The organism is Bradyrhizobium murdochi, assembly GCF_000472965.1.
In the GTDB taxonomy this organism is placed as follows: domain Bacteria; phylum Pseudomonadota; class Alphaproteobacteria; order Rhizobiales; family Xanthobacteraceae; genus Bradyrhizobium; species Bradyrhizobium murdochi.
Genome location: NZ_AXAU01000009.1, coordinates 191,162 through 215,557, shown reverse-complemented (window position 1 = coordinate 215,557; position 24,396 = coordinate 191,162). Strand labels below are relative to the sequence as shown.

Sequence of the window (24,396 nt, the reverse complement as noted above, 5' to 3'; positions counted from 1 at the left end):
TTGATGGGATACATCTATACTGTTGATACATAAAGACATGCGTTCAGCGGCCTTAATCTAAGTCGCGTCGTTCGTGCCGGACGCTCTGATGACCCGGCGTAAGCTCTGGCCACATAGCAATCTATTCTATCAAGACCTCGCGGTGGCCGACTTCTTTACGCGGCCTTGGCGCTTTTCCCACCTGCAAGACCCGCTGCGAGGCTTGCGCTACTTTTACGGACCGCTGAGGGGGCGCGTTGGCCAACGGCTGGTGCGGCGAAGGTAATCAGCAAGGCTTGCACGGACATGGCTCCCAAACGGCGAGGCACCGGCTCATCATGGCGCAGATTGTTTGATGGCGGACAAAGTCTCACTCAGCAATGTGGTAATTGCGACACTATTCTCAATCCAAGAATATCGCGCGGCCGTGCCCCGGGCCGACAAGACGCACATCATCGGCAGCCTTCGAGCGGCACGTCATTTGCAAAGATGATGTTGGGCGTGGACGCGGATGGTCACCCGTGCCGATGCCCGCAACCTTAAGGTTGCAGCCCGACGCACCTCTTGGTCCTCTCTTGCAAAGTGCGTCGGGCTTTTTCGGTCGTCATACAGACACGTCCTTGCAAGTTTCCACACATCTGCCTGTCCTCCGGTGAATGCAAATTGGAACGCCGATGAAGTATACGCGCACATTTTAGGAGACGCCGAACGAATCCATGTCGGCGCCAAACACCCGATGCATGGCGATGCTCTCGGCGACCCGCGGCATTGTGGTCGCCGAGATTAGGTCCACTTCCTTCGCCAGACGCAGCGGTAACGCTCAGGGTGAGCAGGAGGCAGCGCTTGCGCCAGAGCGTCGCGGCGCTGAAAAGTGCAGTTCCCTAGATTGATCACCTTCAATAGGTCTTTCGGTAGCGTCCAATCCGATTAGAAGTGCACGCTGCTCCGTATCCGGATTTTCGTATCCGGGATGCGACAATGCACCAGACAACCGGTTGGGGAGCCATCGAAAAACATTCCCAAATTGATAATTTCCCCTCGGTTTAGAACGCTACCAACCATAACCTTGACGATCAAGCCCATTGGCTTTGAATCACTGATCTCGCCGGTCATGCTGTTACTGGCCGCTTTCCCAGTGAAGCTGATGGAAGCCACTCGATCCAGCTCGCGACTGCGCGCTGCAATGTATGTTAAGCAATTGTGATGCTCACCCGGGATTTCAATCTCAAATGAGAATCCCTCGATAGCCGTATTGCCGTCGTTCCGCACCCGAGTGATGACGCGGGTCAGCGACCGAAGCGTGCCTCCGTCGAATCCAACTCCTAGCTCTCTGCTCTTAAATGCGTTTCGCAATTCGCGCGTTAGATCCAGCGTCTCTTCTATTTCAAACGTTAGCTTTCTCCGCCTCGCTACAAGCGAATGCGCAATCAAGAACCGCACGGGAGCGCTGATCGCGGCCCGGACGATAGCCGAAAACGGCTGTTTTGCTCTGAGATCCGGCATTTTTCGCCTCCAGCACCGGGCTCCTTATCGCAGGGCCATGTCGGCGGTGCTACCTTGATGCGAGCGCGAGCCGATTCTGTCGGAGTTACCTCCTGCGAGCGTTTCGGGGCGCTTGCGTTGTCTGTCGTGAATGGTGCGAACCTAAGATCGCGCCTGTTCAGCGGAATGCTCGAGCATCTAGCGCGCTCGTCATTTGTTTTTCCAGCAACGCCAAGCTCAACCACCTCTCCCTCAAGCGTGGCCTTTGGCGGAATCATCGCGCCGTGATCGGACGCCAGCACTGACTGCAGCGGGCCGAGCGCGGCAATCCTGCCGTCCACCAGCGCCGCGACACGGTCGTAGACCGCATGGAGGCTTTTGACGTCGTGGGTAACCAGAAGACGATGAAGCTCAGCGTCCGCTGCAGCCTCACCATATCGATCTTCGCATTGCCAATCCGGCGGCTGTGGTGTTGCCGGCACAGGTGACGGCCACGCGGTGGCCCGCGGATCAGGTCCCCGGGCAACTACGGCGCCGATGCCCCGGATGCTGCCCGTATCCAATGCAATGCGTGCCATGCCAATCTCTCTCCTGTCTTCGTGACCTGCATCTTTGCCAAATAACGCAAGAAAGGCCGGCGGCTTTGATGTGGGTCAACAATTGGGATCGCGCTGCCATGTTGAATCCGTCCGGCGGCTACCGGCATTCGCGCCTCAAGGAAACCGTGCTCGGCTCTCACGCGAGCAATGCTTCAGTCCATGACTGTGCCGACGCTGATGTCCCACTCACCTTCTACTAGCGGTTGCCTCCGATACCAGAGAGAGAGAGATCTCTCACATACATCCATCATGGATGCCGCCAATATCATGCTGCGCTGTCACATCAGCAGCCTGCGGTGATAAATGAGGACGGCACGCTTAGCGATCATAGCGAATTGACTTTGCAGGTCGGGTGCAGTGGAGCTCCGCGGCAAGCGGGGCCCGAAGCCGCCCGGCTATCGGAATCCAGTTGACCCAGCGCAAGTCCAGTCGGCGCCAAGCCTGTTATGTGGCTAGGAATGGGGGGAACTCGCATATGCGATCGGATTTGGCTGACATCTACGGGCAAGACAAGCTCCCCCGGTACACCAGCTATCCAACAGCCCCGCACTTCTCTTCTGCAATCGGCGAGAAGGTGTATCGGCATTGGCTCAGATCGGTTTCGGTCCACCGACCCGTCTCGCTCTATTTTCACATACCTTTCTGTCGCTCAATGTGCTGGTACTGCGGATGCCATACATCGGTGGCCACGCACGACGGGCCGATCGCCGCGTTCGTCGCAGCTTTGCGTCGGGAGGCGCAACTAGTCGCGGACACGATAGAGAAAAGCCTGCCGGTCGCGCATCTGCACTTCGGCGGGGGCACTCCGACCATCATGGCTCCGCAACTGCTCGTCGATCTCACTGACGCCTTGCGCTATATCTTTTTCGTAACTCCGGATGCCGAGATTGCCATTGAGGTCGATCCGCGAACTCTGACCAATGACCTGACGCAAGCTTTTAAATACTGCGGGGTCACCCGCGCGAGCCTCGGAGTTCAGAGCTTCGACCCAAGAGTGCAGCGCACAATAAATCGATTGCAAAGCTTCGAGCAGACGGCAGCTGCAGTCGAAAGGCTTCGCCGGGCAGGTGTGCGGGGGATCAACTTCGACCTTCTCTATGGTCTCCCCTTTCAGACGGTAAGCTCTTGTCTAGACAGCATTGCCAAGTGCGTCGAATTGCGCCCCGACCGGCTTTCGGTTTTCGGCTACGCACACGTCCCCTCATTCAAGAAGCATCAGCGCAAGATCGCGGAGGAGAGCTTACCTGACAGTGTCGAGCGACACGTTCAGTCCGAGACCATCGCAGAGGCCCTTCAGGACGCGGGGTATGTGCGCATCGGATTGGATCATTTCGCGCTCCCAGACGATGCGCTCGCGACGGCGCAGCGCGATGGCCGATTGCGGCGCAATTTCCAGGGCTACACCGATGACGGCGCTGACACACTCATCGGCCTCGGGGCGAGCGCGATCGGTCGGATGCCACGCGGCTTTATCCAAAACGTGGTGGCCATCCGCGACTACTTGAACCGCATCGCGGAGGGCCGACTAGCCACGGTGAAGGGTTATGCTTTCACCGAGGATGATCTTTTCCGCGCTGACATCATCGAGCGGATCATGTGCGATTTGACCGTTGACCTGGAGCAGATATCCCGCATCCATCGTCGGGATCTACGGACAGCAGTCGTCGATCGCGCGCGCATGGACCGGCTTTTAGCCGACGGAGTTGCGACAATGTCTCAAGGTCGGCTAACCGTCAGCGAAGGATCGGAATTCCTGGTGCGTAGCGTCGCCTCAGCGTTTGATGCGCACCTTTCGCGGTCAACAGGCGTGCACAGTCGCGCGGTTTAAAGGCTGAGAGGCCCTTAGACCATTGTAGCTTGTCAGCAGCAGCTCGGACCACGAAGGAGATCCATCGCATCTGGCTTTGGCTTCGTCCGGAGCGCATCGATCGTGTAGCTGTTGGCGCAGTATTCATGAAGGTGCTGCGCCGTTGTTTCCGCCTCTATCTCGCGGTTGCATCGGATCTTTTCGGCGCACAATGCACATACCAGCGTCATGTCGCGCAGCACGCCCGGCTCCTTGCGCGCAATGGCCCTCTCGTCGATGCCGAGCGCCTTGAGTAGTCCCGACAGCTCATCAGCGCCGCGCCGCCCTTGGTAAGTGAGGGTTTCGAGCTCGGTCCGTGAGACGCGAACGTCGCGCGCGATGCAATCGAGCTTGGCGGCTCCAAGGGCGCGGAGCTCGGCGGTATCACCGAGCCGGCCGAGCCACTCCGACAACTTGCCCATGAGCCTACCGCCGATGGATTCCGTTCTTGCCATAGTACCCTTCCGGTACGGTTTGAGCACGTCAAGTATGCGGGGCGAAATAGCCGACCGTATTGCGTCAGATCAAAATTGGAAGCATTCCGGGACGCGCGACGACAAGGCGTTACGGTGAGGCGTTACGGTCGCGATTCCGACCTCAGCTCGACGGGGCGAGCCGGCGTTCCGTCGTCGTCAGAAATCGCCCGCCAGGCCGCGCCATCCAGATCGTCATACTGGCCGTTCTTCAACGACCACAGAAATCCGAGCAGCCCGAACAGTCCGAGTAAGAGCGCCAGCGGCACCAGGAACACGATCACTTCCATCACAGAGTCTCCTGCGGGACATGGCGGCCCCGCAGTGCATTCAGCATCACCAGAATCGATGAGCCCGACATTGCGGCAGCCGCGATCGGGGGCGTCACGAAGCCCAGAATAGCAATCGGCACGGCGAGGAAATTGTAGCCAAGGGCGAGATAGAGGTTTTGCCGCATCAGGTGCAGCGCTTTCCGCGAATGGTCTAGCGAGGCAATCACCGGCGCGAGGCGGTTGCCGAGGAAAACGAGATCGGCCGTCGCCTGGCTCAAATGCGCCGCCGAGATCGGCGACATCGAGACATGCGCCGCCGCCAGCGATGGCGCATCGTTGAGCCCATCGCCGACCATCATGACTTTAAAGCCCTGCCGCTTCAGTTCCTCGATCCGGGCGATCTTGTCGGCGGGCGTGACGCCGGCGCGCCATTCGGGGATTTGAAGCATCTCAGCCGCGGCGCGCACCGCCGGCTCGCGGTCACCGGAAATAATTTCTACCGCCACGCCACGCTTCTGAAGCGCCGCGATGACCGCGCGCGCGTCCGGCCGCATGCTTTGGCAGACCGCAAACACATAACGTTTCTCGCCACGCGCGAAGGCAACGACGGAAGCCTCGGGATCGCGGCTTAGGATTTCGTTCGCGAGACCATCGGCCTTGCAGAAAGTTGGACTTCCAAGCCTCACCTCTTCACCTTTAAGAATGCCGCGAACGCCCTGCCCCGGCTGTTCCGTGATCCCGGGCAGCGGCGATTTCGCACCGGCCGCACGCGCTAGCGCAGCGGCGACGGGGTGATGGCTTGCCAACGCAAGCCGGCCCGCGAGCTCAACCACGTCGGCAGGAACAGCCGCCGAGTTCACCACATCGAACTCAGGCAACGTTAGCGTTCCCGTCTTGTCGAAGATGATACGATCGACCGCAACGACACGCTCGATCGCGTCGCCCGAATTCAGCAGCACGCCGGCGCGGAACATTGCTCCCGACGCCACCGTCTGCACCGTCGGGATGGCAAGCCCAAGCGCACAAGGACAGGTGATGATCAGCACCGTGATCGCGGTGATGATGGAGTCATGGAAGCTTGCGCCGGCGATCAACCAGCCGGTCATGGTCAGGAAAGCGGTCGCATGGACCACCGGTGCGTAGAGGCGCGAGGCACGGTCGGCGAGCTGCACATAGCGCGAGCGCACCTGCACGGCATGGTCAAGCAGCCGCTGGATTTCCGCAAGCAGGGTGCCTTCGGAAGCGGCCGAGACACGGATGCGCAAGGACCCGGAAACGTTGAGCGAGCCGGCATAGACCTCGCTGCCGGGCTCGACCGACGCGTGCAGCGTTTCACCCGTGATCAAACTCTGGTCGATCTCCGACCTGCCTTCGATGACAATGCCATCTATCGCGGAACGCTCGCCCGGCCGCAGCAGCACAATGTCGCCGGCCATGACCGCCGCGGCCGGCACCACGGATATCTCGTCTGGACCGACGAATTTGGTCGCCGTCTCGGCTTTCAGCGCGGCGAGATTGCCGGCCACCGCGCGGGTCCGCCGCCGCATGTTCTGGTCAAGGTATCGCCCGACCAGGAGAAAGGTGAGCAGCATAATCGGGGCGTCGAAATAGGCGTGCTCGGCATGGCCGATGGTCTCGACGATCGAGGTCGCAAGCGCCAGGATCACGCCGATGCTGATCGGCACATCCATGTTGACGTTGCCAGTGCGCAGCGCGTTGAACGCCGAGCGAAAGAAAGGCTGGCCGGCATAGGCTGCCGCGGGCAGCGCGATCAGCGCCGAGATCCAGTGGAAGAAATCTCGCTGCTCCGGCAGCATATCGCTGACATTGCCGGACCACACCGGGATCGACAGCATCATGACGTTCATGGTCGCGAATGCCGCAACACCCAGGCAGCGCAGCAGGAAGCGGGAGTTCTCGGCCTCTACTGCTTCGGCGGTGACAGCCTCGAACGGATAGGCCTTGTAGCCGAGCTCGGCCAGGCGATCAATGAAGCGCGCCGGATCGAGCGCGCCCTCCTTCCACTCCAGCGCGACACGGCGGTCGGTCAGGTTGACGCGCGCCAGCGTCACGTCCGGGATGGCTGAAAGGCCTCGCTCGATCTTCGAGATGCAGCCGGCGCAGCTGACGCCTTCGACCGCGAGATCAATATGCGCCAGTCCGGAGCCGAGATGCTTGACATAATGCGAAAAATCCCGCGTCGCCTGCATGAAGAGTTCCCTTAGTTCAGTACCACGCGGTTCCTAGACATGAACAGACGCCGGCCGTCGGCTTCGCTTTCCAGCACCAGATTCCATTGTCCCGGCCCGACCGCGCCGCCGCTGCCCCGATAAACGCCGCCCGTCACCTCCGATAGCGCGATCACCCGGTCCGCCCGCCGATCGGTCGGCCGTTCTAGGCGACCGGTGAACTTTAGTCCGGTCAGCGCCTTTCCGCTCCCGTCGCGTGCCTTGACTTCCAGCGCGGTGTCGCCGTCCGCACTGCGCGCAAGATGCGCGTCCACCTTCCAGCTGCGCACATCCTGCTCGCGTGCGGCGGCGATCTCCTTCTCATAGGCAAGGCTCGCCGCATAGGCGCTTTCGACGTCAGTGCCGGGCAGCGTCATGGAAGCAAGACTTATTATGGTGAGGTTGACGCCGATGACGACGCCAAAGAACGCAAGCAGCATGAAAAGCACCTTGCGACCGGTGAGCGGCTTTGGCGATGCACTGGCTCTGTTCACGACAGCTCCACTTGTTCTCATGGCAAGACGAAATTGTCGATCGCGGAAGCGACCTCGCCTAGACCGATATCGGTGATCCGGAATTTGATCGGGATCGATCTTTCGGAGTTCTTCTCAGATGGGGCGGTCACCAGCACGCGCAATTCCGTGGTGCCGTCGCGTCCGAGCACGACCATCGGCCTATCAGGTGTGATCGAATCGTCGCCCACGACGTGCAGCACAGCATACGGCGGACCATCGACATCGATCGTCACCACGCGGTCAAGACTGCGCTTGTTGAGGAAACGGACCGTGTAGGCGTTGCGGATCGAGCCGTCGCTGAGCTTCACAGCAACCGGGTTGCGATCGTGCAGCACGTTGATGTCGAGCAGCGAACGGGTGAGCAGCGCATACAGCATGATCCCACCGACGAGTGCGATCAGCGCGGTGTAGATGATCGTGCGTGGCCGCACGATACCGTAGATCGGCGGCTTGCCGGCCATCCGGCGCTGGATGTTAATGTCATTGTCGTAGCCGATCAGCCGAGTCGGCCGACCGATCTTCTTCATCACGTTGTCGCATGCGTCGATGCACAGGCCGCACTGGATGCAATCGATCTGCGGGCCATTGCGGATATCGATGCCGGTCGGGCAGGCCGCCACGCATTGATAGCAATTGACGCAGTCGCCGGCAGGCAGGCCGAGCGCCCGCAGCTCGTTCGCCTTCTTTACCGACCTGCGCTTTTCGCCGCGGTCGTAGCGATAGGTGACGTTCAGCGCCCACTCATCGGTCAGCGCCGCCTGGATACGTGGCCAGGGGCACATGTAGACGCAGACCTGCTCGCGCATGAAGCCAGCGAGCAGATAGGTTGTCGCGGTGAGGATTGCGATCCAGATATAGGCGATCGCCGGCGCCTGGAAGGTGACGAGCTCCTTCACCAGCGTCGGCGCATCGGTGAAATAGAGCACCCAGGCGCCGCCCGTCCACCAGGCGATCAAGAGCCAGATCGAATGCTTGAGCATGATTTCGGAGATGCGCTCGAGTTTTAGGGGATCGGCGGAAGCCGCCTTCCTCATGCGCTCGCGCCGGTCGCCCTCGATCAGGCGCTCTACCGCATAGAACAGGTCGGTCCAGACCGTTTGCGGGCAGAGATAGCCGCACCAGATGCGGCCGCCGACCGAATTCATCAGGAATAGTGTGAGCGCGGCGATGATGAGGAGGCCGGTGAAGTAATAGACCTCCTGCGGCCACAGCTCGATAAAAAAGAAATAGAAGCGACTGTTCGGCAGATCGATCAGCACCGCCTGATCTGGGGCGCCAAGGCCGCGATTCCAGCGCACGAAAGGCAACACGTAGTAGACGCCCAGGCAGAACGCCATCAGGCCCCATTTAATCCGACGGAAAGTCCCGAAAACACTCTGCGGGTAGACCTTCTTGCGGGCCGCGTAAAGCGACCCAACATCTTCGACTTGGTCGGGTTTTATTTGGACGATCTTGTTCATGGGCCCGCGCTCTCCTAGTCTCCTCCTCTCTGCCAGGTTGATCCAGCGCAAACCCAACGCCGCTTCCCTTTGCTCCGCTACTTGCCGCCGCCGAGCGTGTGGACGTAGACCGCCAGCGCCTTGATGGTGGAGGGATCAAGCCGGCCCACCCACGCCGGCATCACGCCGGCCCGACCAATCGTGATGGTCTCAATCAGGGTCGCCTCATCCGATCCGTAGAGCCAGATCTTGTCAGTGAGATTGGGCGCGCCGAGCTCCTGGTTGCCCTTGCCCGCCTCACCATGACAGCTCGTGCAATTCTCGACGAAAATTTTTGCGCCGGCGGCGACATCGTAACCCTGGCGCGTCGACAAGCCCGAGAGCGAGCGCACATAGTTGGCGACCGTGCCAATCTCGTCCGGCTTCAAGATGCCATCCTTGCCGAAGGCGAGCATCGCGCCCTCATGGGTCTTGGTGTGACCCGAGCGCGCGCCGAACTGGATGGTCTGCACAAGCTGGTCGAGCGAACCGCCCCACAACCAGTCGTCATCGTTCAGGTTGGGATAGCCTTTTGCGCCGGCGCCGCCCGAGCCGTGGCAAGGCGCGCAATTGTCGCCGAACGCGGCCTTGCCGCGAGCGCGCGCCAGCGCCAACAGCGCCGGATCCTTTTCGATATCGGCGAGCGAAGCCGCACCCAGCGCAATCATCTTGTCGCCGCGGATCTTTTCCAGATTGGCAAGCTCGACGGCGACCGCGGCGCGCGTCGAATAGTTGAGCGCGCCCCTGGTGTAGCTCCACAGAAGCGGCCAAGCCGGGTACACAACCCAATAGCCCATCGCCCACAGTATGGTGGCGTAGAAGGTGATCAGCCACCAGCGCGGCAGCGGTGTATTGAGTTCCTTGATGCCGTCCCACTGGTGACCGGTGGTGGTCTTGCCGGAAACCTTGTCGAGTTCGCTTTCCGCCATGACCTCTCAGTCCTCCCGCAACGGCATCCGAGATGCCTGGTCGAAAACCGCCTGGTTGCGCGGCCAAAGTGCGTAGATCACGATCGCAATGAACAGGCCGACGAAGGCCGGCGTCCACACGCTGGTGACGAGGTCCGACGCGATGTTGTGCACGGTCAAGATTGCTTTCATCGTCCTGCCTCTCAGCGAAGATTGGCCTTTTCGTTGTAGAGCTTGAAGTCGACCAGCGTGCCGAGCATCTGCAGATATGCGACCAGCGCATCCATCTCGGTCGGCGCACCGGCCTTGCTGTCGAAATTGCGGATCACAGCTTTTGGATAGCGCTTCGCGAACGCATCGGTGCCGACATTGTCCGGATCGGCCTGCGCCTTCAGGTCGGCGACCGCGTTCCTGATTTGCTCGTCCGAATAGGGCACGCCAACGACGCGGCTGGCCTTGAGGTTATCGGCGACAACAGCGGTGTCGACCTCGGTCTGGGCGAGGAACGGATAGCCCGGCATCACCGACTGCGGCACAATGGCGCGCGGATTGGTTAGGTGAGTGACGTGCCACTCATCGGAATACTTTGCGCCGACCCGCGCGAGATCCGGCCCAGTGCGCTTCGAACCCCACTGGAATGGATGGTCGTACATGCTCTCGGCAGCCAGCGAGAAGTGGCCATAGCGCTCAACCTCATCGCGGAGCGGCCGGACCATCTGCGAGTGGCAGAGATAGCAGCCCTCGCGGACATAGATATTGCGGCCAGCTAGTTCGAGCGGTGTGTAGGGCCTGACGCCATCGACCACCTCGATCGTGCTTTTCAGGTAGAACAACGGCGTGATCTCGACTAGGCCGCCGATCGCAATCACAACCAGAATGCCCGCGATCAGGATGACCGAATTCTTCTCGAAGATTTGATGGCGGGTCCAGAAGGACATCCGATCGCTCCTTATTCCGCCGCCTGCAACGCGAGCTCTGTGCCGACATCCGCCTCTCTTGCCCGCACCGTCATCCATAGATTATAGGCCATGATCAGCGCGCCAATCAGGAACAGCGCGCCGCCGGCGGCACGGATAACGTAGAACGGGTGCATCGCTTCCACCGTCTCGAGGAAAGAATATTCGAGAAAGCCGAGCGAGGTGTAGGCACGCCACATCAGGCCCTGCAGAATTCCGGAGACCCACATCGCGGAGATGTAGAGCACGATGCCGATGGTGGCGGTCCAGAAGTGCCAGTTGACCAGCTTCAAGCTGTAGAGACCCTTGCGATCCCATAGCCATGGAATCAGGCAGTACAGCGCGCCAAAGGAAACGAAGCCGACCCAGCCCAGCGCGCCGGAATGCACATGGCCGATGGTCCAGTCGGTATAGTGGCTCAGCGAGTTCACGACCTTGATTGACATCATCGGCCCTTCGAAGGTCGACATGCCGTAGAAGGCGACCGACACCACGAGCATGCGCAGCACGGGATCGGTGCGGAGCTTGTCCCAGGCGCCGGACAGCGTCATCAGGCCATTGATCATGCCGCCCCAGGACGGCATCCACAACATGATCGAGAAGGTCATGCCGAGCGTCTGCGTCCAATCCGGCAGCGCCGTGTGGTGCAGATGGTGCGGGCCGGCCCAGATGTAGAGAAAGATCAGGGCCCAGAAGTGAATGATCGACAGTCGATAGGAATAGACCGGCCGCTCGGCGCGTTTCGGGATGAAGTAGTACATGATGGCGAGGAAGCCGGCCGTCAGGAAGAAGCCGACCGCGTTATGCCCGTACCACCACTGGAACATGGCATCCTGCACACCGCCCCAGGCGATGTAGGACTTCGAGCCGAACACCGAGACCGGCAGCGCCGGGTTATTGCCGAGATGCAGCACGGCGATGGTGACGATGAAGGCGAGATAAAACCAGTTGGCGACAAAGATGTGCGGCTCCTTGCGCTTCACCAGCGTCATCACGAACACGACGAGATAGACGACCCAGACGATCGTTAGCCACAGATCGGCGTACCATTCGGGCTCGGCATATTCCTTGGATTGCGTCACGCCAAGTAGATAGCCGGTGCCCGCGATCAAAATGAAGAAGTTGTAGCCGAGCACGACGAACCATGGCGCGAGATCGCCCACGAGCCGCGTCCGGCAGGTCCGCTGCACCACATAGAACGAGGTCGCGATCAGCACGTTGCCACCGAAGGCGAAGATCACCGCCGAGGTGTGCAGCGGCCGGAGCCGGCCGAAGCTGGTCCACGGTAGATCGAAGTTCAGCGCCGGCCAGGCGAGCTGCGATGCGATCAAGAGCCCGACGGCGAAGCCGGCGATGCCCCAGAACATCGCCATGAAGGAAGCAAACTTGATCGGACCGACATTATAGTTCGGCTTCCCGTTGATCTCCTCCGGCGGCAACGACGCGGGGCGGTCGAGATACCGATTCATGATGGCGAAGGAGGCGACGCCGCTTGCCACTGCAGCGAGCGAAGCATGAAACGCGAACGGCGCGTCCAGCGCCTTGGCGGCTGCGAACGCGCAGACGAAGGCCGCCATCGAGAAGAATAGCATCAGCCCGGCTTCGCCGTGAGTCATCCATTTCGTGCATTGAGATTGCTGCATGTGTGATTCTCTTTGCATGGACGCCTGCCCCGTCAGCCCGGGTCTCGCTGTGTTGTCCTTGATTGAGATCAACCCGTCAGCTACCCCTGCGGCCGGCGAGCGTTTTGCACCAGCTCCAGCAGCTGCCTGAAGGAATCAGAATGGACGACGCTTGCGCGCTCCCGGTGTTGCCTGATGCGACCTTGGTGATTGGACACTGGCCCAAGCAAGAGCAGCGGCGAAAATCATGAAGACCGAGATGACGGCTGCGGAAACCAAGAGCGCATCGGCGGGCATGACGACCTCCATTGAAGCTGATGCGGATATAACGCCGTTTCAACAGAGACGTCTTTGACCTTGATCAAACCAGGACAAAAGAACCCTACGCGACGCGCTTCAACTTACGCCCGCAGACAACGCTTCGGCGCGCGGGGCATCCAAGAGGACGACGCCACTCGCAAAGGTTTGGATCACACCATCACGTTCGAGCTTCGAGAAGGTACGGCTCACCGTCTCGATGGTGAGCCCCAGATGATCCGCGATGTCCAGCCTTTTCATCGGCAGCGGCAGAATTTCTCCGCCACGTCCAATTCCACTCAGTCGGTCGCGCCAGCTGATCAGGAAGGTCGCTATCTTCTCTTCGGCGGAGCGCCGTCCGAGCAAGACCATATGTTCCTGTGCCCGGGCCAGCTCGTGGCCCGCCAATTCGACCATGCGGCGCAGCAACTGCGGCCGTTTCTCGGCGAATGTCGCGAATGACTCCTTGGGGAACTGACACAGCGTGACACGGCCGACCGCGTCAGCGGAGAATTCGTGGTGCGGCAAGCCGGGGAGCCCGAGGAAATCGCCTGGCAATGCAAAACCGACGATCTGCCGCCGACTGTCCGGCAACAGCTTGTAGAGGCGCAGGGTACCCGCATGCACGCTGAAGAACGACGTTGCTATGTTTGCCTGTGCGAACACGGTGGCGCCTGATTCGAAACGAACATGCCGCGACAGCTGCGCCAATTCGCGCAATTCGGCCTTGTCGAGCGCTGCGCAGATGGCAAAGCCCCTCGCCGTGCAATCGTGACACGATCGACAATGCATTCCTTCCCCCAAAACCGAAATCTTCACACGTCCCTCCGATTGCCGCCTGCAGGCGCCTCATGGGCGCGTTTCCCTGCGGGTCGATGCAGTGTAGCGTCCGTAGGGATGAGATGTTGTTGATGCAGATCAATCGCCGGAGACGCCCTGAGGCTGCGTCGTTCCGCGCCCCGCGGAGGTCGTTAAAGGCGCGAGCTCGAGCTTGCCAATGAGATCCACGGCACCTCCCTTGACGCGCTCCAGATCGAGGCGCCACGCTATCGCGGGTCTCGGGCCTGCTGCACCATCCCTTGAACGGACGGTCAGCCTGCTCGTGCCGCTGGTCAGCATCATTATCAAGGTTTGATCAAGCCCGCAGCTAGCCAGCTCCCACTAAAGATCCCACTTAAGCTGCCTGTTGAACAGAGCAAGATCGCCACGAAGAAATTCCCTGAAGCCGATTCTTGATCCTCCCTCCCATTGCAGTTTTCGCAACATCCGGCTGGAGCCTGGGCAACAGCCGGGTCACCCCGAAGGCGGTGAGGGCACGGGCCATGTGATCGTTGGCAAATGCGCTCGGCCAACTCGTTCGCCGTCAAGGAGGCGGCTGGTGTTGCACTATGATTCCTCACGCCGCCGGCCCCCACGAAGTCCGATTCATTCAAGGACGAGCGTTCGCTCCCGGCGAATATGCCTCGATCGACGGTCTGATCGGGTCGCCGCCCTGCCGGGTCCGCGAGGAGCAAGGAAGGCGGAAGTGCCGTTCCACCTCACAAATCCGAATTGTGGAAGTTGTGTTGGTTTGGACTGTCCGGATCAATCCAGTCTCGGATTTCGTGTTGGAGTCGCCAGCCAGTGCGCGACTATCCTTTCGAGGCTATGCTACCGGTGGTTCCAGTCACCCTGGTGTTGTACTGGATAAATCGACAGCGCAGCACCTCTTGGGAGAAACGACCGATCAAGCATGCCTGGCGAGCACCCGATTCGTGCTCACCGGAGCGCTAACGTTTGGCTACGTTGCTCGGAATCGACTGAACTCCTGGCCCCCGGAGAGGGCAGGCCGCTATAGACCCATACGAACCAATGCTCCACCAGACGTCGCAGTTCAAGACGACAATCCGGATGGCCCACATTCCCCGCCGGGATAGTTCGGAGGATGGCGCGCCCGATCCGAACGCTGCTCAACTCATTGACCTCAAGCGACTGCCGGTCATACGCGGCACTGCTGCGATCAGACTCGGTCAGCGTCCGCCGCGGCGCAATCCTGCAGCGCCCGCATCACGTCCTTCCGCGAAATAATGCCGGCAAGCCGCTGCTCGTTGTCGAGCACTGGCATGCTGCGGAGTCGGTGGTTGACCATCAGCTCCAGCACGCGGGTCAGCCTAGTTTCGGGAGCGACATAAATGAATTCCGCTGTCATCAGATCAACGGCGGCCCGCTGCATCAGGTCGCGGTAGCGCGGGATGATGCGCGCCGGCGTGAAAACGAAGCAGGACAGGTAGTCAAACTTCGAGATGACGCCGACCACCTGCGATTCGTCCATGACCGGATAGGCGTTGAAATCTTGCTTCTCGAAGAGATCGCCGAGTTCACACATCGTCATATCGCGCGCAACCGTCCTAGGCTCGCGCGTCATGTAATTGGCAACCGTCTGCTCGATAAACTTGTACAAGGCGAAATCCTCGCTGTCGACGGCGCCACTTCAAGCACGCGGGGCGGCCGCGCACATTGAGTAAGGTCAAACGGATGAAATCAGCGCGATCGTACAAATTTTCTCGCCCTTGAGTAGGGCCGGGCATTCGGCCCATAATCGGGAAAATCTCAACCGAATCCGCGCTCCGGAATTGGAAAAGGACAATTGAGCGGCATGGCGCCCTTCCCGTGTGACGACGGCAGCCACGATCAGCGCTTTCGGCTGGGTGCCGACGGCGCTGGCGTCGGCGGCTGGGATATCGACCTGTCCACCAGAGAGTTGTTCTGGTCGAATACCGCGCGAAAACTGTTCGGCGTTTCCAATGCCGCTGCGGTCAGCTACGATCTGTTCCTTTCGCTGCTCGAGCCTGAGGACCGCGAGCGAACCGAGCAGGCGATCTCCCGTTCACTCGAGACCGGCGCCTCGTTTGACCTCTCCTACCGGTTAAGACCCGAGGACGGCGGCAGCCATTGGGTCCGCGCCCGCGGCAGCGTCATCAGGGACAAGGATGGCATTCCGTCCCACCTTTCCGGCGTCGTGCTCGACCTCGACGAGGAGAAGCGGCTCGAGGAGGACCTGCGCACGCGCGAAAGGCACCTGCAATTGATACTGGAGACCATCCCGGACGCGATGATCGTTATCAACGGCCGCGGCATCATGCAGTTCTTCTCGAGCGCGGCGGAACGCCAGTTCGGCTACCTCCAGAGCGAGGCAATCGGGCAGAATGTCAGCATCCTGATGCCCGAGCCCGACCGTTCACGCCATGACGGCTATATGGCACGATACGTCGCCACCGGCGAACGGCACATCATCGGCATCGGCCGCATCGTCACCGGTCAGCGAAAGGACGGTACCACCTTCCCGATGCACCTGTCGATCGGCGAGATGCAATCCGGCGGCATGCCCTATTTTACCGGCTTCGTCCGTGACCTCACCGAGCATCAGCAGACCCAGGCGCGGCTGCAGGAACTGCAGTCGGAGCTCGTCCACATGTCACGGCTGAGCGCGATGGGAGAGATGGGTTCTGCATTGGCACATGAGCTTAACCAGCCGCTTGCTGCCATCAGCAACTACGTGAAGGGCTCGCGCCGGCTGCTTGCCACGAGCCCCGATCCGAACCGCGCAAGAATCGAGAACGCGATGGCTCGCGCGGCGGAACAGGCGATCCGCGCCGGGCAGATCATCCGGCGGCTGCGCGATTTCGTCGCCCGCGGCGAATCCGAAAAGCGCGTCGAGAGCCTTTCGAAGATGGTTGAAGAAGCCGGCGCGCTTGGCCTGGCCGGTGCGCGCGAACAGGACGTGCGGATCCGCTTCAGCCTGGACCCGCAGCATGACCATGTCCTGGTCGACCGCGTTCAGATCCAGCAGGTGCTGGTCAATCTGTTTCGTAACGCGCTGGAAGCCATGGCCCAGTCCGCACGGCGCGAGCTCATCGTCTCTAACCGGCCGATCGACGACGATATGACAGAAGTCTCGGTGTTCGACACCGGTCACGGATTCCCCGAAGATGTGGAGAAGCACCTGTTCCAGACCTTCTTTACGACCAAAGAAACCGGCATGGGAGTCGGGCTGTCGATCAGCCGCTCCATCATCGAGGCCCATGGCGGCAGGATGTGGGCCGAATCCAATCACGCATTCGGCGCGACGTTTCGCTTCACTCTGCCGGCTGCACCCAACGAGATTTTGACTGATGGCAACTAGAGGAAATGTCTACGTCATCGACGATGATGAGGCGATGCGTGACTCGCTGCACTTCTTGCTCGATTCCGCGGACTTTGAGGTCAGTCTGTTCGAGACGGCGCAGAAATTCCTCGATCACCTTTCCAGCATCGAATTCGGCTGTGTGGTCTCGGATGTCCGCATGCCCGGCATCGATGGCGTCGAGTTGCTAAAGCGCCTGAAGGTGAGCCGCGCCTCCTTGGCCGTCATCATCATGACCGGCCATGGCGACGTCCCCCTCGCCGTCGAGGCGATGAAACTCGGTGCGGTCGATTTCCTGGAGAAGCCGTTCGAGGATGACCGCCTGGTTGCGATGATCGACGCCGCGCTCCGGCAGGCTGAAGCCGGCGCCCGCGACGAGGCAATGACGCAGGACATCGCCGCGCGGGTCGCCTCGCTGAGCCCGCGCGAGCGGCAGGTGATGGAGGGATTGGTGGCTGGCCTGTCCAATAAGATGATCGCACGCGACTACAATATCAGCCCGCGCACCATCGAGGTCTACCGAGCCAACGTGATGACCAAGATGCAGGCTTCGAATCTTTCGGAACTCGTCCGCCTCGCCATGCGAGCCGGGGCGCTTAAAGATTGAGCTGGATCAAGTCGGCCCCGCAGGAAGACCTTATGGATGCTCTGATCGACCGCATGGCTGATCAGAAAGCCGCATAAAACCTGTGATGCCCTCACTTAGCAGAACGCCCCTTGTCTACGTCGTCGATGATGACACCGACGTGCTCGGATCGCTGCGCTTTCTCCTGGAAGCCGACGGTTTTTGTGTACGCACTTTCCGCAGCGGCGAGGCGCTCCTGAACGCCATGACTATGAGCGGCGCCGACTGCCTCGTGATCGACTACAAGATGCCGGGCATGAGCGGCATCGACCTTGCCGGTCTCTTGCGCCGGCGCGATATCGATACGCCTATCATCCTGATCACCGGTCACCCCGACGCGTCCATTCCGGCCAAAGCAGCAGTTGCCGGTATTCGCCATGTGCTGGTCAAGCCGCATGTCGAGGACAGCCTTTCCTCCCATATCTGGGACGCGATCAATACGGAGCGGCCCTCTGCGTCCTGAAAACCGGCACAGCTCCGGGATCCTACGTAAGGCATTGCCCTTAAGGCATGGAGCGAAATTTCCCAGCCGTTTTGTTCCACTTACGAATTCGCCATCCGCTGCACAGGAGATGGCTCATGCTCACTCGATCGACTGCCCCGTCCCTCAACGTCAACCGAGCCGCTCCCGGCGCTTTTGGGCCTGTCGAACCGTTTTTCGGCATCACAGGCCATGCTGGCCTGATCGCCGCGGAGTTCACCTACCGCAAGGACAAGGAAATCTATGGTGAGGAGGAGCCGGCGGAATATGTTTACCAAGTCGTTCGCGGCGCGGTGCGCACCTACAAGCTGCTGTCCGACGGACGTCGTCAAATCGGCGCGTTTCATTTGCCTGGCGACGTGTTCGGGCTGGAGTCCGGCACCAAGCACCGCCTGGCCGCCGAAGCCATCATCGACAGCACCGTGCGCCTGGTGAAGCGCCGCAGCCTCGAACAGGCGGCTGGCACCGACGTCCGTGTCGCCCACAAGCTTTGGACCATGACGGCTGATGACCTCAAGCGCGCCGAGGAGCACATCCTGCTGCTTGGTCGCAAAAGCGCGATCGAACGAGTCGCCAACTTCCTCCTGGAGATGGATCGCCGCCTTACGGTGGCCGGCACGATGGCGCTCCCGATGTGCCGCCGGGACATCGGCGATTATCTCGGCCTTACGCTGGAAACGGTGTCACGTGCCCTGTCGCAATTGAACGACGAAGGCGTGTTGGGCTTTTCCGGCGCCCGCCAGATCGTGCTGCGCAACCGCCAGCGCCTGCGCAACATGGATATCTGATCGGCCTCATATGGCGAGGCCAAGTCGAGTGAATTCAGGTTGGTCGATGTGAATAAGCAGTCAATCCAACCTGAAGCGTTCCGCGATTGGACGTTGCATCCGATCGGCTCGAGGTAACGGGAGCGCGGCCGACGGGAGATCGAAATTACGCCACCGCCGCCTCGCCTCCGCCCGCTTGGTCCGCGAGCAGGGGCTTGATGTTGCACCGCCTGCCCAGACCTGGCCATTTACCTTGCGAGGTAACCGCAAATGCCTATCCTGACTTGCTCGGTCCTGATGAAAAGGCGTGATTGCGGGGCGACCGGGATTGCGGGTTCATGGAGTGGGAGAAGCTAGAGGCGCTTTGAAACGCCCGCGATGATAAGAAAGCCTTCGTATGGCGGCCGGGAAATGAATCAGCCCAAGTCTCTATGATCAACCGATCACGACCTTTTCGGCTCGACTACGTCCACTCCTGCGGTCTACACCAATTTCATAGCTGACGCGGTCTCCTTGCTTGGGCGTTACACCGGGCAACAAGCTGCTCACGTGGAAGAATAGGTCTTCACCGCCGGTATCAGGCGCTATAAAGCCGAAACCCTTATCGTCCTTAAACATCTTCACCTTGCCTTGGGGCATGTTCTTCTCTCCGAATCACCTAATTAACGGCGTATCAGATCATTAAACTCGACAGACCTGCTCGCCTCAAGTGATTTGCGGAATTAGGATTAGCTTTAGTGCGCCAGCTCCGCCGCGTTGAGCCGTGATAGCAGCAATGCAGCCGGTTTCTGACGAGGCCTTTCGACAATGGCACCTGCCGATAGGCGCAGCGATGTTCCAGCGCGAACAGTTCACCCTTTATCAGGCGAACGACGACGGTTCCCTCGCGAGACGAGGGAGCAAAAACCGTTCTCCGGCCTGATCTCACGCGACTAGGCAAGAGCATGCCAATGGTCCGGATGCGCATCGCCCGTTCGCAAACCGACCGACACTTCGCCGGTTCCGGTTCCCGAAGTCTGCAACAATCGACTCAATAACCCGACTGACACGGATCGAGAGATTTCGTCCCGGCGCCTCGTCCACCTCGATCGTTTGGGCGTTGCTTCCGACGAACTCCAGGATCGTTTTCTCGCCGTCACGCCACATCGCCCTGACAAGCGAGAAATTCACGCAACAGGGCTCCTCCTTTCCAAAGCGGGGTGCATTTGATTCAGAAACGCATCGGGGCTCCCTGTGAAAAAAGAGGTCGGAGATCGGCGACTGCCTCGGGATCAGGACGCCATCCGCAATTCGCGGGCAGCCGCGACCATATTGATGAGCGCGGGACGCACCTCCTCCCATCGGCGCGTTTTTAGGCCGCAATCGGGATTGATCCAGAGCTGCGCATCGGAAAGCCGCTGCCGCGCCAGCGCAATGAGGTTTTTCATCTCGGCTACGTCCGGCACGCGCGGCGAATGGATGTCGTAAACGCCGGGTCCGATCTCGTTTGGATATTTGTAGCTCTTGAAGGCATCAAGCAGTTGCATTTTTGACCGCGACGTCTCGATCGAAATGACGTCGGCATCCATTGCCGCGATCGCATCGATGATGTCGTTGAACTCGGAATAACACATATGGGTGTGGATCTGGGTCTCGTCGGCCACGCCAGACGAGCAGATGCGGAAGCTGTCTACTGCCCAGCCGAGGTAGGTCTTCCATTGTGACTTGCGCAGCGCGCAATCCTTCTCGGAGCGCAGCCTCGTCAATCTGGATCATCATCGCGCCGGACCTCTCTAGATCGATCACCTCGTCACGTATCGCGAGCGCGATCTGATGGCATGCTTCGCTCCGTGGAATATCATCACGGACGAATGACCAGTTCAGGATCGTCACCGGCCCTGTCAGCATCGCCTTCAGTGGCTTCTTGGTCAGCGATTGCGCGAAGCGCCACCACTCCATCGCCATCGGCTTCGGCCGGGAGACATCGCCAAACAGGATGGGCGGCCGGACATAACGCGAGCCGTAGGACTGAACCCAGCCATGTTTGGTGAATGCGAAGCCGGACAGCCGCTCACCGAAATACTGCACCATGTCATTGCGCTCGAACTCGCCATGCACGAGAACGTCGAGACCAATGTCTTCCTGCCAGCGCACCGCGCGCGCCGTCTCCACTTTGAGAAACTGCTCGTATTGTGCTTCGCTCATCCTTCCCCGCGCATAGGCTGCGCGAGCGTTGCGAACCTCCACCGTCTGCGGGAACGATCCGATCGTCGTCGTGGGAAATGTCGGCAATCCGAACCGCGCGCGCTGAACCTCGGCGCGCCGGGCGAAAGGACTGTGACGACGCCGCATGCTGTCATCGATTGCAGCCATTCGCTTGGCGACGTTCGCATTGTGAACGTTGGGTGACGTTTCGCGCGCGATGGCCGCGCCTTCCGAGGCCTCAAGTACATCCGCCGCTTCCTCCCATCCTTTAGCCAGCACGCGCCCCAGCGTTGCGAGTTCTCCGATCTTCTGGACGGAGAAAGCAAGCCAGCTTTTCACATCGGGATCAAGATCCGTCTCGAGTTCGAGGTCGATCGGGACATGAAGCAGCGAGCATGAGGGTGCAATCTGCACGCGGTCCTTGCCGAGCTTTGCGATCGCAAGTTCGAGCCGATCGAGCACCGCTGGAAGGTTCGAACGCCAGACATTGCGGCCATCGACGATGCCGAGGGAGATGACAAGATCCCTTCGAGCGTCGGTGACAATCGCGTTCAACTGCTCCGGGGCGCGGACCAGGTCGATGTGAAGGCCCGCGACCGACAACGTCAAAGCGGTTTCCAGGTTGTCGCCGATCGTTCCAAAATAGGTAGCGAGCATGATCTTGATGTCGGGAACTTTCTTGGCCAGATGGGCGTAGGTCCGGCGCAGCGCGTCGCGTGTGGCATCATCGAGGTCCAGGACCAAACATGGCTCGTCCAGTTGCACCCACTCGGCGCCCCTTAAGGTGAGTTCGCGGAGAACATCTACATAGACCGGCAGCAGCCTATCGAGTAGCAACAGCGGATCGAATGCAGGATCGGCGCTCTTGCCGAGCTTGAGAAAGGTGACTGGACCAACCAGCACCGGGCGCGTCTGATAACCCAGGCTTTTCGCTTCTTCATACTCCTCGATCGGCTTGCGAGAGGAAAGCGTGAAGGTCTGGTCCTTGTGATATTCCGGCACGATGTAGTGATAATTGGTGTCGAACCATTTGGTCATCTGCTGCGCTGCCGCGCCGTGCTCGGCGTGACCGCAATTCGCATCATGGTCATCGCGCTGTGCGCCCCGTGCCATCGCAAAGTAGGTCTTGAGCGAAACGGGGCCTGCACTCCAACCGTAAATTTCCGGAATGGCACCGACCATTACGCTGGTATCGAGCACATGGTCATAAAGCGAGAAGTCGTTTGAAGGGATAACGGTTACGCCGAGCGATTTCTGCCGCGACCAGTTAGCGGCGCGAAGCGCAGCCGCAGCCTCAAGAAGCTGCGTTTCGTCAGACTTTCCGGCCCAATAGCTCTCGAGCGCGAGTTTCAGTTCGCGGCGCGGACCGATGCGCGGCGTGCCGAGTGTAGCGACAGGAATCGAGAGAAGAGACATAGCTTCAACCCCATGTTGGGAGCAAAGGCCATGGCGGACGCGTGCAGAAAAAGCCGCCGAAGCGGCAACTGCTTGGCGCACCACCGGACACCCCGCCCGTGGACGAATATATTGTCGGGCCAGGTCTCCTGGCTCGCGGGTCGTCGCCCGCTGTCCGGCCTTCCCGAAGCCGCGTGGCTTCAGTGACTTCTATTGGACAGTGGCTCGCCGCTTACAGTTGCGGGGGCAGCGCCGGCATCGCACCGGCTTCCCTCTTGGCTCCGGATTGATCCGGAGAACCTCGACATCTCCGATTACCTGCAAGAGGACCGTTCCGTCAACCTCTCGATAATCACCTGTGCGGTTTCTCGGGAGCGACTGTCTGGAGAACGCAAGCATCTAGCGCCTCGTCATCGTGCGGCCCGATCGTCGCATAGAGTTGGGCGCGCGTCTGGATTCGATCGACAATCTTGTGGGTGCGGCGGTCGCGCGATCGCAGCTTACAGATCTTCCTGCCCCTTGTTCGCCACCCGCAGCGCAGACACCGGCCAGATCACGATTGAATAGTTACCTCGAATTCTGCCATCGCAAGGAAACGGCGTCTTGCCGAAGACGGTCATGTTGGCGAGCAGCGGCACGCCCGGCAAAGGCACGCACATTTCCGCGGTGTTGAGCACGCCAGGAAACTCGGTAAGCGCCCGCCCCAACTCTGCACGCGCTTATGTGCTGTATCGCGAGTCACACCCATATCTTGCCGAAACTACTGTCGCATCGCCATACCCTTGTGACATAGCCAGTGCCCGAGGGTTGCCCACCTGCGCGCACCTCTATCCCCTGCGTCCGTTCCGCGACCAACTAGGCCAAAAAACGCCCATCCAGGAATGACTGCCGAATCACCTTCCAGGCCTTTGATTGAAAGTTACGGGCAACCCCGATCTCGTGGCCTTCGAGCGGCATGTCATCCATTCTGTCGTCTGCGGACTTGAACCGTCCACCGTCGCACTCCGAAACGACCATTTTGCCCGCGCCATATCCGCGTGACGCTTCGCCATTTGCAGGCCATGGAGCAGACATCGGCAGTGCTTGCGGCTTGCCTGTCAGCCTCGGACCAGCTCGGTCCGACCGATGCCGACGAGCCATCGATGCGCTACATTGACATTCCCATAGGCCTGTAGCTGCTCACGATTCTGAACTCGCAATGCACGTCACGTACAGGCTTGTAATAGATCACCGAAACCCGTGATGAGTGTCGCCGAAACCATATCCCGCCTGAACAAAGAAGGGAACGGTGACCTCCCTAGGTATCCGGGCTTATCGCAGTAGACCGACTGATACGTCGAGCTGAACGCTGCGTCCAGCTGATCATCTTTGCACAAAACATGCGAGACATGCACAAAAATTACCGCCAAACCGCGCAAGAACTCAAGTATTCGATCACTTCGCGCGACTAGAGACGAATAAAAAAGCATCTCGTGACACTGATGCTCTCACAAGCTTGGAGTTCTCGGTGAGTGATCGATCTACTCATCTCGATGCTCCTTCAGCGGCCCCTTGGGGCGTTTCCTCCCTGACTTGGCCGCGCGTACCGTTCGCGCGGCCTTTTTTTCTGCATCCGGCAAGAGATCGATTTGCAGGATTTAATGAGCTTTGAACGCAAAAACGCATGGTGCGAGTAGGTTCTCGCGCAGATACAGGGTCATTAGCCTCGGCGAACAGTTGTTCGTAGATGACGGCGTACGGTCACCCATCCTAATTTCGAGAAGAGGACGCCTCCGCAAGACCGGCGATTGACGTCCTCGTAATGTAATAAGCCGCCTCCGCGTCTTCAGGCGCGAGCGGCTCTGCAAGAAAAGGTGCGGTCGGGTCTCTTTAGGCGGACTCCAGAGCGTCGCTCATGTATGTCGACCACGAAATCGGCCACGTGCAATCAATGGTGAGCCGCCAGATCGGTCGGAACACTTCCACGACCAATTAGTTTCGCCGCGCTTTGTCATCTGAGACCGTCGGTCTCATACGTCTGTCATACCGTTCCGCTAGGTCAAGCAGCCTTTTTCTAGTGAAAGGGTCTGCTTTGTCCGCTAGATCGCGAATGATCTGGGCCCGGTCCTTTAAAAACTGCTCATCCAC

At 60.0% G+C, this 24,396-nt stretch carries 20 protein-coding genes, 1 pseudogene and 1 riboswitch; of the genes and pseudogenes, 5 read left to right on the top strand and 16 right to left on the bottom strand.

The window, feature by feature from the left end:
- Positions 1-906: 906 nt before the first annotated feature.
- A complete protein-coding gene (locus YUO_RS0119130) occupies positions 907-1,482 on the bottom strand; it encodes a hypothetical protein (protein ID WP_156908680.1) in 576 nt (191 codons plus the stop codon).
- A gap of 1,053 nt (positions 1,483-2,535) precedes the next feature.
- Between YUO_RS0119130 and hemN the strand changes: the two genes are divergently transcribed.
- Positions 2,536-3,888, top strand: a complete 1,353-nt coding sequence (gene hemN / locus YUO_RS0119120; RefSeq protein WP_028348735.1) for an oxygen-independent coproporphyrinogen III oxidase — start codon at positions 2,536-2,538, stop codon at positions 3,886-3,888.
- Positions 3,889-3,920: 32 nt separating this feature from the next.
- On the opposite strand, the gene YUO_RS41095 is transcribed toward hemN, so the two are convergent.
- From YUO_RS41095 to YUO_RS0119055, 11 genes are all read right to left on the bottom strand, one after another.
- Positions 3,921-4,328: a DUF6455 family protein gene (locus YUO_RS41095; protein WP_051379509.1), complete on the bottom strand. Its 408-nt coding sequence runs from the start codon at positions 4,326-4,328 to the stop codon at positions 3,921-3,923.
- A 155-nt stretch (positions 4,329-4,483) separates the two neighbouring features.
- Positions 4,484-4,669, bottom strand: a complete 186-nt coding sequence (ccoS, locus tag YUO_RS0119110; RefSeq protein WP_028348734.1) for a cbb3-type cytochrome oxidase assembly protein CcoS — start codon at positions 4,667-4,669, stop codon at positions 4,484-4,486.
- A complete protein-coding gene (locus tag YUO_RS0119105) occupies positions 4,669-6,861 on the bottom strand; it encodes a heavy metal translocating P-type ATPase (RefSeq protein ID WP_028348733.1) in 2,193 nt (730 codons plus the stop codon). Before YUO_RS0119105 ends, ccoS begins: the two co-directional genes overlap by 1 nt.
- An 11-nt stretch (positions 6,862-6,872) precedes the next feature.
- Complete coding sequence (locus YUO_RS0119100; protein WP_051379508.1) at positions 6,873-7,394, bottom strand: FixH family protein; 522 nt, start codon at positions 7,392-7,394, stop codon at positions 6,873-6,875.
- Complete coding sequence (gene ccoG, locus YUO_RS0119095) at positions 7,391-8,854, bottom strand: cytochrome c oxidase accessory protein CcoG (RefSeq protein ID WP_028348731.1); 1,464 nt, start codon at positions 8,852-8,854, stop codon at positions 7,391-7,393. The genes YUO_RS0119100 and ccoG overlap by 4 nt, the downstream gene beginning before the upstream one ends.
- A 77-nt stretch (positions 8,855-8,931) precedes the next feature.
- The gene (gene ccoP, locus YUO_RS0119090; protein WP_028348730.1) at positions 8,932-9,801 is read right to left on the bottom strand and encodes a cytochrome-c oxidase, cbb3-type subunit III; all 870 of its coding nucleotides are present in this window, start codon (positions 9,799-9,801) and stop codon (positions 8,932-8,934) included.
- A gap of 6 nt (positions 9,802-9,807) precedes the next feature.
- Positions 9,808-9,972, bottom strand: a complete 165-nt coding sequence (locus tag YUO_RS0119085; protein WP_028348729.1) for a cbb3-type cytochrome c oxidase subunit 3 — start codon at positions 9,970-9,972, stop codon at positions 9,808-9,810.
- A gap of 11 nt (positions 9,973-9,983) precedes the next feature.
- Entirely contained in the window at positions 9,984-10,718 is a 735-nt protein-coding gene (ccoO, locus tag YUO_RS0119080) for a cytochrome-c oxidase, cbb3-type subunit II (protein ID WP_028348728.1), read from the bottom strand.
- 11 nt (positions 10,719-10,729) lie between these two features.
- Positions 10,730-12,352 carry a cytochrome-c oxidase, cbb3-type subunit I gene (gene ccoN / locus YUO_RS0119075; protein ID WP_028348727.1) on the bottom strand — a complete coding sequence of 541 codons (1,623 nt, stop codon included), beginning with the start codon at positions 12,350-12,352 and terminating at the stop codon, positions 10,730-10,732.
- A 402-nt stretch (positions 12,353-12,754) separates the two neighbouring features.
- Positions 12,755-13,474: a cyclic nucleotide-binding domain-containing protein gene (locus YUO_RS0119065; protein WP_028348726.1), complete on the bottom strand. Its 720-nt coding sequence runs from the start codon at positions 13,472-13,474 to the stop codon at positions 12,755-12,757.
- Between the two features lie 1,180 nt (positions 13,475-14,654).
- The gene (locus tag YUO_RS0119055; RefSeq protein WP_028348724.1) at positions 14,655-15,095 is read right to left on the bottom strand and encodes a CBS domain-containing protein; all 441 of its coding nucleotides are present in this window, start codon (positions 15,093-15,095) and stop codon (positions 14,655-14,657) included.
- A gap of 195 nt (positions 15,096-15,290) precedes the next feature.
- Here YUO_RS0119055 and fixL point away from each other — a divergent pair, with 195 nt between their 5' ends.
- From fixL to YUO_RS0119035, 4 genes are all read left to right on the top strand, one after another.
- Positions 15,291-16,817 (top strand): sensor protein FixL, encoded by a 1,527-nt coding sequence (gene fixL, locus YUO_RS0119050; RefSeq protein WP_028348723.1) that lies wholly within the window; start codon positions 15,291-15,293, stop codon positions 16,815-16,817.
- A complete protein-coding gene (gene fixJ / locus YUO_RS0119045; protein ID WP_028348722.1) occupies positions 16,807-17,424 on the top strand; it encodes a response regulator FixJ in 618 nt (205 codons plus the stop codon). The genes fixL and fixJ overlap by 11 nt, the downstream gene beginning before the upstream one ends.
- Positions 17,425-17,509: 85 nt before the next feature.
- Positions 17,510-17,905 carry a response regulator gene (locus YUO_RS0119040; protein ID WP_028348721.1) on the top strand — a complete coding sequence of 132 codons (396 nt, stop codon included), beginning with the start codon at positions 17,510-17,512 and terminating at the stop codon, positions 17,903-17,905.
- A gap of 116 nt (positions 17,906-18,021) precedes the next feature.
- Positions 18,022-18,711, top strand: a complete 690-nt coding sequence (locus tag YUO_RS0119035) for a helix-turn-helix domain-containing protein (protein ID WP_028348720.1) — start codon at positions 18,022-18,024, stop codon at positions 18,709-18,711.
- A gap of 414 nt (positions 18,712-19,125) precedes the next feature.
- Here YUO_RS0119035 and YUO_RS0119030 read toward each other — a convergent pair whose 3' ends face one another.
- The 4 genes and pseudogenes from YUO_RS0119030 to YUO_RS46315 form a co-directional block, all read right to left on the bottom strand.
- The gene (locus tag YUO_RS0119030) at positions 19,126-19,329 is read right to left on the bottom strand and encodes a cold-shock protein (protein ID WP_028348719.1); all 204 of its coding nucleotides are present in this window, start codon (positions 19,327-19,329) and stop codon (positions 19,126-19,128) included.
- A 34-nt stretch (positions 19,330-19,363) separates the two neighbouring features.
- A complete protein-coding gene (locus YUO_RS48945) occupies positions 19,364-19,636 on the bottom strand; it encodes a Rieske (2Fe-2S) protein (protein WP_430649550.1) in 273 nt (90 codons plus the stop codon).
- Between the two features lie 325 nt (positions 19,637-19,961).
- Positions 19,962-22,290 (bottom strand): annotated as a pseudogene (gene metE / locus YUO_RS41090) (5-methyltetrahydropteroyltriglutamate--homocysteine S-methyltransferase).
- A 101-nt stretch (positions 22,291-22,391) separates the two neighbouring features.
- Positions 22,392-22,588: riboswitch (cobalamin riboswitch) on the bottom strand.
- Between the two features lie 181 nt (positions 22,589-22,769).
- Complete coding sequence (locus YUO_RS46315) at positions 22,770-22,946, bottom strand: hypothetical protein (RefSeq protein ID WP_156908679.1); 177 nt, start codon at positions 22,944-22,946, stop codon at positions 22,770-22,772.
- Positions 22,947-24,396: the final 1,450 nt, after the last annotated feature.